14 protein-coding genes, 3 tRNA genes and 1 pseudogene are annotated in these 14,187 nt (G+C 68.7%); 7 read left to right on the top strand and 11 right to left on the bottom strand.

Annotation, left to right across the window (positions count from 1 at the left end; genetic code table 11):
* The first annotated feature begins 27 nt into the window (after nucleotides 1–27).
* The 3 genes from ACTJI8_RS19720 to ACTJI8_RS19710 are packed head-to-tail and all read left to right on the top strand — an operon-like array spanning nucleotide 28 to nucleotide 2,772.
* Nucleotides 28–1,035, top strand: a complete 1,008-nt coding sequence (locus tag ACTJI8_RS19720; protein ID WP_440735135.1) for an NADP-dependent oxidoreductase — start codon at nucleotides 28–30, stop codon at nucleotides 1,033–1,035.
* Between the two features lie 51 nt (nucleotides 1,036–1,086).
* Entirely contained in the window at nucleotides 1,087–1,944 is an 858-nt protein-coding gene (locus tag ACTJI8_RS19715) for an alpha/beta fold hydrolase (protein WP_440735134.1), read from the top strand.
* 30 nt (nucleotides 1,945–1,974) lie between these two features.
* Complete coding sequence (locus ACTJI8_RS19710; RefSeq protein ID WP_440735133.1) at nucleotides 1,975–2,772, top strand: strictosidine synthase; 798 nt, start codon at nucleotides 1,975–1,977, stop codon at nucleotides 2,770–2,772.
* 56 nt (nucleotides 2,773–2,828) lie between these two features.
* Here ACTJI8_RS19710 and ACTJI8_RS19705 read toward each other — a convergent pair whose 3' ends face one another.
* Nucleotides 2,829–4,025 carry an MFS transporter gene (locus tag ACTJI8_RS19705; protein WP_440735132.1) on the bottom strand — a complete coding sequence of 399 codons (1,197 nt, stop codon included), beginning with the start codon at nucleotides 4,023–4,025 and terminating at the stop codon, nucleotides 2,829–2,831.
* Nucleotides 4,022–4,546 carry a PaaI family thioesterase gene (locus ACTJI8_RS19700; RefSeq protein ID WP_440735131.1) on the bottom strand — a complete coding sequence of 175 codons (525 nt, stop codon included), beginning with the start codon at nucleotides 4,544–4,546 and terminating at the stop codon, nucleotides 4,022–4,024. The genes ACTJI8_RS19705 and ACTJI8_RS19700 overlap by 4 nt, the downstream gene beginning before the upstream one ends.
* Nucleotides 4,547–4,936: 390 nt before the next feature.
* Here ACTJI8_RS19700 and ACTJI8_RS19695 point away from each other — a divergent pair, with 390 nt between their 5' ends.
* Nucleotides 4,937–5,416: a winged helix-turn-helix transcriptional regulator gene (locus ACTJI8_RS19695; RefSeq protein WP_440735130.1), complete on the top strand. Its 480-nt coding sequence runs from the start codon at nucleotides 4,937–4,939 to the stop codon at nucleotides 5,414–5,416.
* 14 nt (nucleotides 5,417–5,430) lie between these two features.
* On the opposite strand, the gene ACTJI8_RS19690 is transcribed toward ACTJI8_RS19695, so the two are convergent.
* Entirely contained in the window at nucleotides 5,431–6,033 is a 603-nt protein-coding gene (locus ACTJI8_RS19690) for a TetR/AcrR family transcriptional regulator (protein ID WP_440735129.1), read from the bottom strand.
* Between the two features lie 162 nt (nucleotides 6,034–6,195).
* Here ACTJI8_RS19690 and ACTJI8_RS19685 point away from each other — a divergent pair, with 162 nt between their 5' ends.
* Nucleotides 6,196–7,272 (top strand): alkene reductase, encoded by a 1,077-nt coding sequence (locus ACTJI8_RS19685; protein ID WP_440735128.1) that lies wholly within the window; start codon nucleotides 6,196–6,198, stop codon nucleotides 7,270–7,272.
* Nucleotides 7,273–7,367: 95 nt separating this feature from the next.
* A complete protein-coding gene (locus tag ACTJI8_RS19680) occupies nucleotides 7,368–8,081 on the top strand; it encodes an SDR family oxidoreductase (protein ID WP_440735127.1) in 714 nt (237 codons plus the stop codon).
* 542 nt (nucleotides 8,082–8,623) lie between these two features.
* Here the strand turns inward: ACTJI8_RS19680 and ACTJI8_RS19675 are convergent.
* From ACTJI8_RS19675 to ACTJI8_RS19650, 6 genes are all read right to left on the bottom strand, one after another.
* Nucleotides 8,624–8,697 (bottom strand) — tRNA-Met (locus ACTJI8_RS19675).
* A gap of 24 nt (nucleotides 8,698–8,721) precedes the next feature.
* Nucleotides 8,722–8,793 (bottom strand) — tRNA-Thr (locus ACTJI8_RS19670).
* A gap of 109 nt (nucleotides 8,794–8,902) precedes the next feature.
* Nucleotides 8,903–9,697: an inositol monophosphatase family protein gene (locus tag ACTJI8_RS19665; protein ID WP_440735126.1), complete on the bottom strand. Its 795-nt coding sequence runs from the start codon at nucleotides 9,695–9,697 to the stop codon at nucleotides 8,903–8,905.
* Nucleotides 9,694–10,761, bottom strand: coding sequence for a hypothetical protein (locus ACTJI8_RS19660; RefSeq protein WP_440735125.1), 1,068 nt, complete (start codon nucleotides 10,759–10,761; stop codon nucleotides 9,694–9,696). The genes ACTJI8_RS19665 and ACTJI8_RS19660 overlap by 4 nt, the downstream gene beginning before the upstream one ends.
* Before the next feature lie 149 nt (nucleotides 10,762–10,910).
* Nucleotides 10,911–11,702 carry an enoyl-CoA hydratase/isomerase family protein gene (locus ACTJI8_RS19655; protein ID WP_440735124.1) on the bottom strand — a complete coding sequence of 264 codons (792 nt, stop codon included), beginning with the start codon at nucleotides 11,700–11,702 and terminating at the stop codon, nucleotides 10,911–10,913.
* A gap of 138 nt (nucleotides 11,703–11,840) precedes the next feature.
* On the bottom strand, nucleotides 11,841–12,332 hold the full coding sequence (locus ACTJI8_RS19650) for an FBP domain-containing protein (protein ID WP_440735123.1): 492 nt from the start codon (nucleotides 12,330–12,332) through the stop codon (nucleotides 11,841–11,843).
* Between the two features lie 199 nt (nucleotides 12,333–12,531).
* Between ACTJI8_RS19650 and ACTJI8_RS19645 the strand changes: the two are divergent.
* Nucleotides 12,532–12,866, top strand: a pseudogene (locus ACTJI8_RS19645) (hypothetical protein).
* A gap of 51 nt (nucleotides 12,867–12,917) precedes the next feature.
* Here ACTJI8_RS19645 and ACTJI8_RS19640 read toward each other — a convergent pair.
* Together ACTJI8_RS19640 and ACTJI8_RS19635 are read right to left on the bottom strand one after the other, a co-directional pair.
* Nucleotides 12,918–12,999, bottom strand: a tRNA-Tyr gene (locus tag ACTJI8_RS19640).
* 110 nt (nucleotides 13,000–13,109) lie between these two features.
* Complete coding sequence (locus ACTJI8_RS19635; protein ID WP_440735122.1) at nucleotides 13,110–14,114, bottom strand: LacI family DNA-binding transcriptional regulator; 1,005 nt, start codon at nucleotides 14,112–14,114, stop codon at nucleotides 13,110–13,112.
* Between the last annotated feature and the right edge of the window lie 73 nt (nucleotides 14,115–14,187).

The raw sequence follows: 14,187 nt of genomic DNA, 5'->3' as shown, positions 1-14,187 counted from the left end.
ACGCGTCATCACAGAAAGAAGAGCATCATGCGAGCATTCGTGTTCGACCAGTACAAGAAGCCCCTGCACGAAGCAGACGTCCCCGAGCCCACGGTAGGCGAGCACGACGTCCTGATCCGGGTCGAGGCCGCAGGGCTGAACCACCTCGACGAGCGGCTCCGGGCGGGTGAGTTCAAGGCGGTCCTGCCCTACAAGACCCCCGTCACCCTCGGCCACGACGTCGCGGGCACCGTGATCCGCACCGGCGCGGGAGCCACCCGGTTCACCGTCGGCGACCGGGTGTACGCCCGACCGCGGGATCACCGGATCGGCACTTTCGCCGAACGCATCGCTGTCGATGAGGCAGATGTCGCGCTGGCTCCGACCTCGATCAGCGTCGTGGAGGCGGCATCGCTTCCGCTGGTCGCCCTGACCGCATGGCAGGCCCTGGTGGAGAAGGGGAACGTGCAGCCGGGGCAGAAGGTGCTCATCCACGCCGGTGCCGGCGGGGTCGGGTCCATCGCGATCCAGCTCGCCAAGCACCTCGGTGCGCACGTCGCGACCACCGTGTCTGGCAAGAACGCGGACTTCGTCCGCGAGCTCGGCGCCGACGTCGTCATCGACTACCGCGCCCACGATTTCGAGTCCGAGCTCTCCGGCTACGACTTCGTCTTGGACCCCCTCGGCGGGGACAACCTCACCAAGTCGCTCAAGGTCTTGAAGCGCGGCGGGAAGGCCGTCGGGATCTCCGGGCCACCCACCCCCGCGTTCGCGAAAGCCGCAGGCCTGAACCTGGTGCTGCGCCTGGCCATCACGGTCCTCAGCCGCAAGACCCGCGCACTTGCCAGGAAGCTCGGCGTGACCTACGAGTTCCTCCTCATGCACGCCTCCGGCGACCAGCTGCGCCAGATCGCCGAGCTCGTCGACGCCGGCGTCATCCGCCCGGTCGTGGGCGCGACCTTCCCCTTCGACCAGACAGTGCAGGCCGTCGCCTCGCTCGGCACCAGCAGCATCCGCGGCAAGGCCGTCATCACCGGCGCCGACCAGGCCGCATAATCCCCATCCGCCAGTCCGCTTTACACACTCAGATCCTCAAGGAGCACCCTCATGAGCACCACCGAACCCGTCATCACCTCCTACGCCAAAGCCCCGGCCAAGACCGTCACCGTCGACGGGGACACCTTCGCCTACCGGGAACTCGGCGCGAAAGAAGAGATCCCCGTGATCTTCTTCGTCCACCTCGCCGCAACCCTGGACAACTGGGACCCGCGCATCATCGACCAGATCGCGAAGACCCGCCACGTCATCGCTTTCGACCAGCTCGGCGTCGGTGCCTCCTCCGGGCAGGTCCCCGACACACTCGAACAAGCCGCGGCCGACGCCTACCGGTTCATCACCAAGGGCCTGGGCTACGACAAGATCGACATCTTCTCCTTCTCGATGGGCGGCATGATCGCCCAAGACCTCGTCGTCGCCCACCCCGGGTTGGTTCGCAAGTTCGTGCTCACCGGCACGGGCCCGCGCGGCGGGAAGAACATCGACAAGGTGGTAGGAGTCACCTACTGGGACATCTTCCGCTCCGTGATCACACGGTCTGACCCGAAGGAGTTCCTCTTCTTCAATCGTGACGCTGAGGGCAAGCGAGCCGGGAAGGCGTTCGTCGAACGCCTCAAGGAGCGCACCGTCGACCGCGACAAGCCGATCAGCAACAAATCGTTCAGCCGCCAGCTCAGGGCCATCCAGCGGTATGGGCGCTCGACCCCCTCGGACCTGTCGGTGATCACTGGCCCGACCCTGATCGCCAACGGCGACAACGACCGTATGGTCCCCTCGGTGCTCTCCGAAGACCTGCATCGGCGCATCACCGGCAGCGAGCTGATCATCTACCCCAACTCCGGCCACGGCGGCATCTTCCAGTACTGGCAGAAGTTCGCCCCGATCGCCGCGAAGTTCCTCACCGACTGACCAGCGAGCTGTCACCCCTAAGGAGCCATCATGACCGACACCACACCGACGAAACCAGACGTCTCGAAGCACTTCACCTCCTCGATCCTGCTCTGGATGCGCACCGATAAGCCTCGACAGGAGGGCATGGACCGATGGAAGGGGCCGCACTCGGGCATCATCGCCGCCACCCCCGGGCTGTTCGAGTACCGGCAGATCCACCTTGCCGAGCACAATCCGGGCCGCTGGCCCGACACTTCCGGCGTCGAGACCGCGATCCCCGCAGACCGCAAGATCGACGGGATCGCGGAGGTCACCTTCGAGAACGCCCTCTCTCCACTGTCGGGACGCAAGCAGACGGCGCTCGCCTTCGAGGACGAGGTCAACATCTTCCGCCGCACTCTCCTCCACGCCGGCCCTCCCGGCACCTCCCGCTGGTACGACGTCGCTCCCGGGTACAAGCCCGGCTCGCGCGCGATCATCTATCTGCGCCGCGGCGCGGATGAGGGCTCGGTCGCATTCCATAAGTTCCTCAAGAAGCAGCTCACCCCCGCCCTGATCGCCACCGGGGCGCTCACTGAGCTGCGCACACAGGTGTTCCTGCCGTGGAATGAGAAGACCTGGGACACACCGAACGTCGCCCACGACAACCCGGCCGACCAGCACCTGAATGCCTCGGTCATCCTCGGCTTCACCGACGACCGTGCTCGCGACCGTTTCTACACCGACCATGCCCCAGACCTTTCGACCCTGCTCGCCCCGCACGTCGCTGCTGTCCACGCCTACGACGTCACCGACGCGCTCACCTATGTCAACGACAGCCAGATCCTCCCGCACTACGAGAACTGACGCCGCCTAATCGCCACCAACTCATCGGCGGATGGGCGCTCGACGGTGGCTCACTGTCACTGAGGTGTTCGCGGTCGATTGCCTTTCCGGACCTCGGCGATCAGCAGGACGCCGACGGCGATGGCGAGCACGGTGACCGCGGTTGCGGCGGCTCCGACGGCGGCGCGCAGGGAGATGGCGGTGGCGACTGCGCCGACGCCGATCGCGGTCGCGGCTTGCAGGGTGTAGGCGATGAGGTAGAGGAAGGACAGGATCGAGCCGCGGTGGTGTTGGGGGGCGAGTCGGTTGATGAGACCGAGCCCACCGGTAAATGCCAGGGCGTAGGCGATTCCGCCGACGACGCACCATGCCAGGAAGAGCGCGATCGATTGGAGCGCGCTGGCCGCCGCCATCAGGGCGAGGCTAGCCAGCGTCAATGCCGTGCCTGCCCAGATGAGGGAATGGGCGTGGAATCGGGCGAGGAAGAGTCCGGTGATACCGATGAACGCCGCTGAGGCGGCGAGCAGTATGCCGACGAGAGCGGTGTTGTCGGTGTGCGTGAACTGGTCGATCATGTGCGCGCCGAGGGAGAGGAAGATCGCCCCGACGCAGTAGGCGAGACTGACCGAGAGCGTGGCGATGACGAACCCGATCCGGATCCCCGCGGGGACGAACGGGGCCTGCGGTCGCCACCGGGCCCTCGCCTGCGGCCGGTCGTCGGGTGTGGCCAGCAGCGCCGCGGTAGAGGCCGCGGCGAGAATGAAGAGGACGAGGTAGCTCCACACCAAGGGCAGAGGCAGGTACTCGGCGAACACTCCGCTGAGAAGCAACGCCACGGTGAGGCCGGTCGCGGTGGCGACCGCGGCAGTGGTGCTCGCGAAGCGGGGGCTGCGCGTGGTGTTGTTCTCGATCAAGGATGCGGTGGCAGCCCCCATCGCAAGACCCGCCCCGGCCCCTTGCAGGACGCGGCCAACATAGAGGAAGCCGACATGAGGCGCGAAAGCGAACACCACCCCAGAGATGCCGATGAGCCCGACGCCCGTGATCATGACCCACCTGCGGCCGAACAGATCGGACAGGTTCCCGAACAGCGGGAGCACCACGATCAGCGCCAACTGATACGTCGCGAACACCGTCGTCACGACAACCGGAGTGAGATCCCACTTCGCGGCATAGATCGGATAAAGCACGCTCGGCGCCCCCGAGGACCACAGCGCGAGGGCCAGGACCGACGCGGCAGCCCAGAACGCGCCACGCCGTCCCAGACGCGTCACGAGGCAGGGTCCGGTCGGACGACGAGACAGGTACTGGACGCGGTCGCGAGGACCCGCCCCTGGCTGTCACGGATGTCCGCCTCCGCGAACACCGCACTTCGGCCCCTACGGGTGACCCATCCGTGCGCGGTGACGGGGCCGGTGTCCGCGGTGATCGGGCGCAGGAACGACACCTTGATCTCCAGGCTGGTGTATCCGACGCCGGCCGGGAGGGTGGAGTGCACAGCGCACCCGCACGCGGAGTCGAGGACGGTGGCGAAGAACCCACCGTGCACAGACCCGATCGGGTTGTAGTGGGATTCGTCCGGAACCGCCGTCATCACCACGTCACCCTCCTCCACGCTGACGATCTCGAGCCCGATGTGACTGCTGATCGGCGGCGCTGGTGCCTCGCCCGCGGCCACAGCCCGAAGTTGCTCTAGCCCGGATCGGGCGAACAGCTTCCGCTTGTCCCTACCCGAAACCTCGTAGCGGATCGTGCGCGACCGCTCGGAATCCTCGTCGTACCTGGTCAAAGCCACCTCACTCACCGAACGTCCTCAACATTGCCTTCGCCCCGTCTCCGCTGAAGGCCCGCGCCTCCAACGCGAACTCCGAGACCCGCAGCCGCGTCCGGCGTTCGAACGCGGTGTAGCGCATGCCTGTGCTCCGATCTGCCATGACGGGATGCGACGTGAAGTCCTCGTCGCACCGACCCTATCGATGCTAAGTTTGTTGAGACAACTCAGGTGGTCACACGGCGTCTTCGTGTGGCGCAAGGAGGGGACAGACACTGGTGTTTCAGGTGCACATCCTGCGGCGAGGTGCACCGGCGAGGGCCAGGCCGGTCGATCCGCTCATACGAGCGGGATCCACGAATCCCAGCTGCTCTGAGCGGTGGCAGCACCGCCAGGCCGAAAGAGGAGGCTCCGATGCCCCGCCGATCACCGACACTCGTCCACGCGCTGAACAACCCGTGCGGCATCGTCCGCAGCGTGGGCGTTCTCGGTGACTCCTGGAGCTTCCTCATCGTGCGAGAGGCACTCTTCGGTGCGGGGACGTTCGCACAGTTCCGCGACCGGCTCGGCATCGCCAGCGATGTGCTCAGTGCGCGGCTCGCGACGCTTGTCGAGCACGGAGTACTCGAGAAAGCGCCCTACCGGGAGCCAGGGCAGCGCATTCGTGAGGCCTACCGACTCACCGCTGCGGGTGAGGATCTGAAGGTCGTCATGGTCGCTATGCAGCAGTGGGGCGAAGCCCACATTCCCCTGACGCCCGGCTCACGTGTGCGGGCCGTCACCGTGAGCGAAGGCGAGCGCGTGCACGCCGCCCTGCTCACCGCAGACGAAAGGAGCGTCTCGAACGCAGAGGTGGCGTTCGTGCGCTCAGGCGCCATCGACGACGTGCCGTGAGACTCGGAACCGCGTCAACGCGGGAGGATCGCCGCCACTTGGGTACGGATGTCCGCGAGGAGCTGCGGGATGGTCGAGGCCGTGTTCACGCTGACTCCCAGCTCGAGGAACTGGATGGCGGAAACAACTCGCGCCAGCACCTCCGCCTGAGGTGTGGGAACGCCCGCCTTCTCGGTGAGGATGCTGGCGACGGCGTGCTCGGTCTGCGCGACGATGTCCAGCGCCGCCGCGTGGTGAGGTTCGCTCGGGTCGCCGAAGACCATCTCCCTCAGGTAGGTGCGGCCATTGTCGACCTGGACGCGGTTGCACTCCACCACCGGTCCCAGCAGGGCGAGGACCGCGTCCACCGCCGCCAACTCCCCCGCAGCCGCCGCACGACCACGCTTCAGCGCGTCGGCGTAGTGCGCGTTCTGGACCAGGAGGAGCAGCTCCCCCTTGGTCTTCGCGTACAGGAACAGCGTGCCCGTGCCGATATCGGCGGCGTCGGCGATCTGCTGCGTGGTGACCTCGTCCACCCCGTGCTTTGCGAACAGGTCGCTGGCGGCCGCGGTGATGCGCGCGAGTTTGTCCTGCTTCTGCCGCTCGCGTCGCCCGAGCGGCGGTGTCGCCACTGACATCGTGTTCCTCCCGGGGAATAAACTCTGACTTACCTCAGTTTTGAGTGTAGTCACTATCGTGTGGACTCGGATGTGCTCTGACCCATCCTCCCACGCCGGTGCGCGGCGACCGTCGCGCACCGGAGATCAGGCGATGCCCCATCGAAAGGAACTTCACCCGTCATGACGTCTTCGTCTCTCTGGCAACCGTTCACCCTCGGACGCATCGAGCTTCCGCACCGGCTCGCGCTGGCTCCGATGACCCGTAACCGCGCCAACCCCGACGGCACACCCGGCGACCTCGCCGGCGAGTACTACGGTCAGCGGGCTTCACTCGGCCTGATCATTACCGAGGGCACCCAGCCGTCCGAGGACGGTCAGGGGTATTTGAACACTCCCGGCATCCATACCCCGGAGCAGGTAGCGGGGTGGGCGAAGATCGCCGATGCCGTGCACGAGAACGGCGGGCATCTATTCATCCAACTGATGCACGCGGGGCGCATCTCCCACCCCGACAACACCCCGCACCACCGTCAGCCCGTCGCGCCGTCGGCGATCTCGGCCGAGCAGGACGTGTTCACCGCCGAAGGCCCGAAGAAGACGCCGGTGCCGCGCGAGCTGTCCACGGCCGACGTCCAGGACGTGATCGGCGAGTTCCGCCACGCCGCTGCCTCCGCGATCGCCGCCGGCGCCGACGGCGTGGAAATCCACGCCGCCAACGGCTACCTGCTGCACCAGTTCCTCGCCCCCAACGCCAACCAGCGCACCGACGAGTACGGCGGTTCGATCGAGAACCGTGCCCGCTTCGTCATCGAGGTCGCGCGCGCCGTCGCCGAGGAGATCGGCCCGGACCGCACCGGCATCCGCATCTCTCCGGCGTTCCCCCTCGGGGGGCTCGACGAGGGCGACACCGAGGCCGTGCGCGCCCAGTACGACTACCTCGTCGGCGAACTCGCGAAGCTGAACCTGGTCTACCTGCACGTGCACCACCTCGGCGACGACGAACTGCTTGCCTCCTTCCGCGAGGTCTGGCCGGCCGCGGTGCTCGTGGTCCGGTACGGCCGCGACAGGGACGGCATCGCCGCGGACATCGAAAAGGGCCTGGCCGACATTGCTCCCCTCGGGCGCTTCGCGCTCGCGAACCCCGACATCGTCGAGCGGCTGCGCACCGACGCACCTGTCAACGACCTCGACCCGGCCACGCTCTACACCGGCGGTGCACGCGGGTACACCGACTACCCGCCCCTGACGCGCGCCTGACCCCTCGACGTGGCCAGGGCAGGCGGACCCGACGCCCGCCCCGGCCCCTCCTTCTCGACCACCCGCAAGACCACACCAGCAAGGAGCTTCATTCCATGACTTCCCTCAACGGCGCCGTCGTCCTCGTCACCGGCGCGAACGGCGGCATCGGCGGTCACTTCGTCCGTGACGCCCTCGCCCGCGGCGCGGCGAAGGTGTACGCCACCGCCCGCAACCCCCGTCAGTGGGACGACGAGCGGATCGTGCCGCTCACCCTCGACGTCACCGACCCGGCGTCCATCCGGGCTGTCGCGGAGCAGGCCTCGGACGTGACGGTGCTGATCAACAACGCCGGCACCTCGGTTTCCAGCCCGGGCATCCTCACCCACAGCGATGAGGAGATCCGCGCCAACGTGGAGACCAACTTCCTCGGCCCGCTCTTCCTCGCCCGCGCGTTCGCGCCGGTCCTGTCTGCCAAGGATGCGGACACGGCGATCATCGACATCCACTCCGCCCTGTCCTGGTACGCCGTCGCCGGCATCTACTCCGCGACCAAGGCCGCCCTCTGGTCCGCGACCAACTCGCTGCGCCTGGAGCTACAGCCCGCGGGCGTGCAGGTCGTCGGTGTCCACGTCGGTTACGTCGACACCGCGATGGCCGCCCACAGCACCGATCCGAAGCTCGACCCCGCCGATCTCGTCACCCAGGTGTTCGACACGCTCGAGGCCGGCGGCTACGAAGTCCTCGCCGACGACACCTCCGTGCAGCTCAAGGCTGGACTGTCCGCACCATTCGAGGCCGTCTACCCGCAACTCGCCTCCAGCAAGTAACCCCTCGGGTCGGCCGCCGCGCACGACACGGCGGCCGACCCATCTCATTTCCACCGGCTCTGAACACGAGGCATCCGGGATGACAGCCTCCCTGCGGCGGGCGCGCGAGGCATCGGCGGGACGAGCCGGGGCAAGTCAGCTCGTCGTGCGGAGGACCTCCGCCTTGCCACCCCGTGCTCGACGCTGCCTGCTGGTCGGCATGCGCACTCAGTCGAAGTCGCAGATGTCGTGAACGGCTGTTGGCCTCGCTGAGCACGTCGCCCGTTCCACGCCGACCGGAGACTGGCCACCGCGAACTGCACCGCGCTTACGCTCTGCGGCGGCGTTGAGCCCCACTGGGTTCGCATCGTTCTGCCGGTCCAGGTCACGCAGTGACGAGCCGAGCGCGACTCCTCGTACCAGTCCGTAGCAGCTGCGGAGGCGATTCCAGATCACGTCATTCGCGCGAATAGACGGACGCGATCCTCACGAGCGCTCGCGAATCTTCGACGTAAATGCCCCCGAGATCCGCGTGATTCCGCGGTTCTTCGGGGGGCTTGATGTAGCAGGAGCGGGGCTTGAACCCGCGACCTCACGATTATGAGTCGTGCGCTCTCACCAACTGAGCTACCCTGCCGCACGGCATCCGATGGATACTGCGAGCCCCGAGTCAGGATTGAACTGACGACCCCTTCCTTACCATGGAAGTGCTCTGCCACTGAGCTATCGGGGCGTGCTGCCCTCAGAGGGCAACCAGACGAGAATACCAAAGAATCGGCGCGTGGCCGAATCGAGGCGACCCCGCCGTCACACGGGCGTGTCCGCGTTCGCCCGGGCCGATCTCAGTGAGGTTCGAGGATGCGTCTGCGCAGCTCCGCGACGAGATCCGCGCTGCCGGCGAGGTTCAGACGGCGTGCGACATCGGGCCCCTCCGGGCGGGCGAACACGCCACCCGCCTCCTGCACGAGAAGCGCTCCCGCGGCGAAGTCCCACGGGCTCAGGCCCCGCTCGAAGTAGCCGTCGAGGCGCCCCGCCGCCACATATGCGAGGTCGGTCGCGGCGCTGCCCCCGCGGCGAAGGTCGCGGGCCACGGGCATGACCCGGCCGACCGTGGCGAGGTCTCCTGCGTGGGTGCCCGGATCGTACCCGAAACCCGTGGCGAGCAGGGCGCCGGCGGCCCCGGGCTCGGCGATGCGGAGGCGCTCGCCGTTCAGGTAGGCGCCCTCACTGCGAACCGCGGAGAACGTCTCCCCCAGCACCGGTGACTGCACCACGCCGGCGAGCGCCGTCCAGCGATCGGGATCGCTGCCGCCCTCGACGACGGCGATGCTCACCGCGTACAGCGGGATCCCCGATGCGTAGTTGACCGTTCCGTCGATCGGATCGACGACCCAGGTGAGGCCCGTGGTCCCCTCGCCGCCTCCGGTCTCCTCGCCGAGGAAGCCGTCCCCCGGACGCTCGGCATCCAGGCGCGCACGGATCAGCGCCTCCACCTCGCGGTCCGCCTCGGTCACGATGTCGGCCAGCGTCGACTTGCTCGCCGCGATCGAGACACCTTCGGCCCGCCGACGTCGAGCCAGTTCCCCCGCCTCGCGGGCGATGTCGATCGCGAGATCGCGGAGTTCGACGGCGGTCACGAGGCGGCCGGCGGCGTCGGCCCGGCAGACGGAGCAGGCGGGGCGGGCGGGAACGCCGGAATCGCCGGCGCCGACGGAGCAGCCGGATCCGTCTCGGCCGCCCCAGTCTCCGAGTGCAGTGCGCCCGTCAGACCGTGGCCACCTGCGACGGCCTCGGGAGCCGCCGCGGCAGCCTCGGCCGCGGACTGCGCGGGCATCGCGGGCTGAGACGGAGTCGGCACAGCGGACGCCGGCGGGGTCGCCGCGGCCGGCTGACCCGGGATCGTCGCTCCCGGCGAAGGCACGCCCGTGTAGTACGCGTTCCAATCGGGGCTGCCGTCCGCGAAGAAGGGCAGGGGCGTGCGCCCGTCGGCATAGGTGGGCCACGGCTGCGGCTCAGCCGCCGGGTACGCCACGGCGGCCGGGGCGGCGTAGGCCACGAGGGCCGGTGCGCCCGGCGCAGGGCGCTTCGGGGCGAACAACGCGTTCAGCAGCGGGATCAGCATCGTGCCGACCGCGGTGAGGATCGTGAGGGCGACCACGATCCGCCAGTACAGCTCCTGGTAGTCGAACGTGTGCGGGAAGGTCAGGTAGAACACCAGCATCACGACCAGGGAAGCGAGGAACGCGTACGTCACCCAGACGATCCCCCGGGTGAACGCGGTCTCGTGGCGGGCCGCCGCCTTCTGGAACAGCCGTACGTGCAGCAGCGCGAGCTGCAGGATGCCGACGACGAGGATCAGCTGGAAGAAGCGCTCCACGCCACCGAAGTAACTGTCATCGGGCAGCCAGATCTTCACCGCACCGACCAGCAGCGCCACGATCCAGGTGATCATGCTGAGCAGCGCGAGCCAGTCCTGACGGTTCGGCGCGAGACTGGCCTCGAGGATCGCGATCGCCGCGAACCCGGCGAGCAGCACGATCGTGAGGAACGCCCGTCCGATCAGGCCCTGCTGATCGCCGATGAGCACCCATACGACGCACACCAGGGCGGCGGCGATGAGGGCTCCGATCGCGATCCAGATCGCTCCTCGGATGAGCAGTGAAGTGTTCGGCCCGGACTTGGCCGTCGTCGTGTTCGCCATGGGGTCCCCCGTTTGTCGTGCTCTCATCCTCGCACGCGATGTCGCGGCTTCTGCGGGCGATGCACGATCAGGGGAGAACTCGTCTCCGCGGGACTCTGTGCAGGCGGATGCGATGCGGGGACGCGCGTCGCGCCGGGTCGGCGGGACCGTCAGCGTCCGGAGGACCGCTGCGCGAACGCCGCGATCAGCCCCTGCGCCTCGGATCCTCCGAACGCGGCCGCGATCGTGCGGGCCTCCTCATCCAGCTGCTCCGGGAACGTGCGCTCCGGCCGGGAGCGGATCAGGCGCTTCGCCTGTCCGTACGCGCCGAAAGCTCCCGCGAGCCAGAACCGCGCGACCTCCTCGGCTCGGGTGCGCACCGCGGCAGCGACCGCCTCGGCGTCGCCCTCGCCGACGGCCTCCGCGGCGATCCCCCATTCAATCGCCTCCGCGGCCGAGAGCATGCGGTCGGTGAGCAGGAGCTGCAGCGCGCGGCGCTGGCCGACCGCTGCGGCCAGCTGGGCGCTGACGGAGAGGTCGGGGGTGAGCCCGACGTTGGCGTAAAGGCTGCCGAAGCGCGAATCGGATCCGACGACGGCGTAGTCACTCGCGAGCAGGATCCCCAGCCCTCCGCCGGCGGTGGTGCCGTGTGCGGCGGCGACGACGGGCACCGAGGACGTCGTCAGGGACGTGATGCCGGAGTGGATGACCTGCGCGAGCCGCTCGATCTCCTCATGCCCGCCCATGCCCGTGGCCATGTCGATGACGTCGCCGCCCGCGCAGAACGCACGCCCCTCGCCCTCGATCAGGATCGCGCCCACCGCGCTGTCGCCCACAGCGGCGGCCGTCGCATCGGCCCACGCGTGCGCGAGCTCGGCGTTGAAGGCGTTCAGTCGCTGCGGCCGGTTCAGGGTGATGCGGGCCAGGCCGTCCTCGACGCGGTAGAGCAGGGGCTCGGACATGGTGCTCCTTCGGGATCGACGGCGATCGTGCGGCCGTGAGCCGCCCGTCCAGCCTACCCGCGGCATCGCTCCCGATGGTACCGAGTCTCAACCGTCGTGAACCTGAGGCTCAGAGTCGGGCCTCGGGCCGCGTCGGCGTCAGGCCTCGCCGAGCACGGAGGCGACGAAGGAGTACACGCGCCGATGCGTGCCGTCCAGGCGCCGGTCGACGTGCTGGTCCGCGCGGATCTCGTTGGGCGCCAGCGGAGGCACGATCCGCACGCTCTCGTGGCAGGAGAGGTCGGCGCAGATGTAGGTGCCCACGACGGATCCCTTGCGTCCCTCCTCCCCCGCGCGGCGAGCGGCGAACAGGGCGACCTGGTTGCCGGGCTGCATCGTGTGGCAGAGGTTGCACATACCGGAGCGCACCCGGGACGGATCCGCCGCCCGCAGCACGATGCCGACGGGCTCGCCCGCCTGTTCGATGACGATGTACCCGCTGCGGGACGCGATCGGATCCCGCCACGCGAAGAAGTCGAGGTAGTCCCACTCCGCGAGCAGGAGGTCGTGCGGCATCGCGATCTCGGCGGCCTCGTCGGGCTCGGCGTTGCGGAACGACGCCCGGATCTGGTCTTCGGTGAGCGCGCGCATGAGGACCAGTCTAGGAAGCCCTCGTCCGGATGCCGGCCGTTCCGGGAACGGCTCTCCGTCGCCCCCTGACCCTCACGACGGAAAGGCGCAAGCCCGTACCGTTCCCGCACGCCTGCGCTTAGGGTGCAGGGCGTATGAGCAGACGGGCGCGCGGAGCCCGCGCCGCCGTGACAGCGAGGAGTCCCATGAGCCCCCAGGCATCGACCGCCACGAAGAACCTCGCAAGCCGGCGCGCGGCGCGCAGCGCACCGCTGAGGAGAACGCCGAGAAGGGATTCGCCGCATCCCAGACGCTGAGCGACGACATGCAGCGCGTGCTCGTCGATCTCATCGAGCTGTCCCTGCAGGGCGAGCAGGTGCACTGGAACGTCGTCGGCACCAAATTCCGTGACACCCACCTGCAGCGAGGTGCACGACCAGGTCGACGAGGAGGACCCCACCACGGCCGACATCCTGCACACGATCCTGGAGCGGATCGCAGCTCTCCTGGATGGTCAGTGCGGGGAACCACACGCCGAAGCCCCCCCAGCGCTGAGGGATCCGCGAACGACGAAGGCCTCCGCGCTGCGGAGGCCTTCGATCGATGTGGCAAGTGAGGGATTCGAACCCCCGAAGCATAACGCGGCTGATTTACAGTCAGCTCCCTTTGGCCGCTCGGGCAACTTGCCAATGCACGCCCGTCCCGCTTTTCCAGCCGACCGGGGGCGCGAAGATCAAGCATACCCGGCGGATCCGGCCACGAGAAATCGAGCGGCCGGAGCCGCCCCGAGGCCCGCGTTCAGGTGCCCAGCGTCGAGGCGCGGGCGACGAGTTCCGGCCGGTACAGCACCCGTTCGGCGGTCGCTGCGCCGCCGTCCGACGCGCCCAGCAGAAGGTCGACGGCGGTTGATCCGATGAGTTCGGCGGGCTGGCGGATCGAGCTCAGCGGGATCACCGCGGCTTCGGCGAAGTCGATGTCGTCGTATCCGATGAGTGCGATGTCCTGCGGGACGCGCGCGTCCCCGGCCATCACCAGACTCTGCAGCATGCCCAGCGCGACCAGATCGTTCGCCGCGAACACCGCGTCCGGGCGCTCCGCCGCGGGACGATCCATGAGGAGCATCCCCGCGCGACGCCCCTCCTCCACGCTGAGCGCTCCCGTCGCCATGAACTCCAGGCCCACCCCAGCCGCGGCGGCCACTGCCTGCGCTCCGCTCAATCGGTCCGAGACCTGTCGCAGGGAGACCGGTCCGCCGACGAACGCGAGCCGGCGGCGTCCGCTCTCCAGTAGGTGCGCGGCGGCGATCCGCCCGCCCTCGACGTCGTCCACGGCGACGGAGGAGAACCCGGGATCGCGCGATTCGCGGTCGACGAGGACGCTGAGGGTGCCGCGATCGCGCATCTGCTGCAGCCGTGGCAGCGCCTCGGCGACCGGCGTGATGAGCACCCCCGCGACTCGCTGCTCCTCGAACAGGTCCAGAAGCATGCCCTCGCGGCGTGCGCTCTCGTCGCTGTTGGCGACGAGCACCGACATGCCGTGCTGGTCGGCGCGCTGCTCGGCACCGCGGACGACTTCGGCGAAGAAGGGGTTGCGGATGTCCAGCACCACGAGCCCGATGGTGCGGCTGCGTCCGGCGCGCAGCTGCCGGGCCGCGTCGTTGCGCACGTATCCGAGGCGCGCGATCGAGGCCTGGACGCGGGTCACGGTCTCAGCGGCGACGCGATCGGGACGGTTCAGGACGTTCGACACCGTGCCGACGGACACGCCGGCGTCCTCGGCCACTTCCCGGACGCTCACGACCATCGCCGCCCCCTTCTCTCGCACAGCGAGCCTAGGGCATCGCTCGGCCGGAGCCGGGGCGGGCCGCGCCCGCAGA

This window comes from Microbacterium sp. 22303 (assembly GCF_052045265.1).
GTDB lineage: Bacteria > Actinomycetota > Actinomycetes > Actinomycetales > Microbacteriaceae > Microbacterium.
This window is presented reverse-complemented; position numbering and strand designations above follow the sequence as displayed.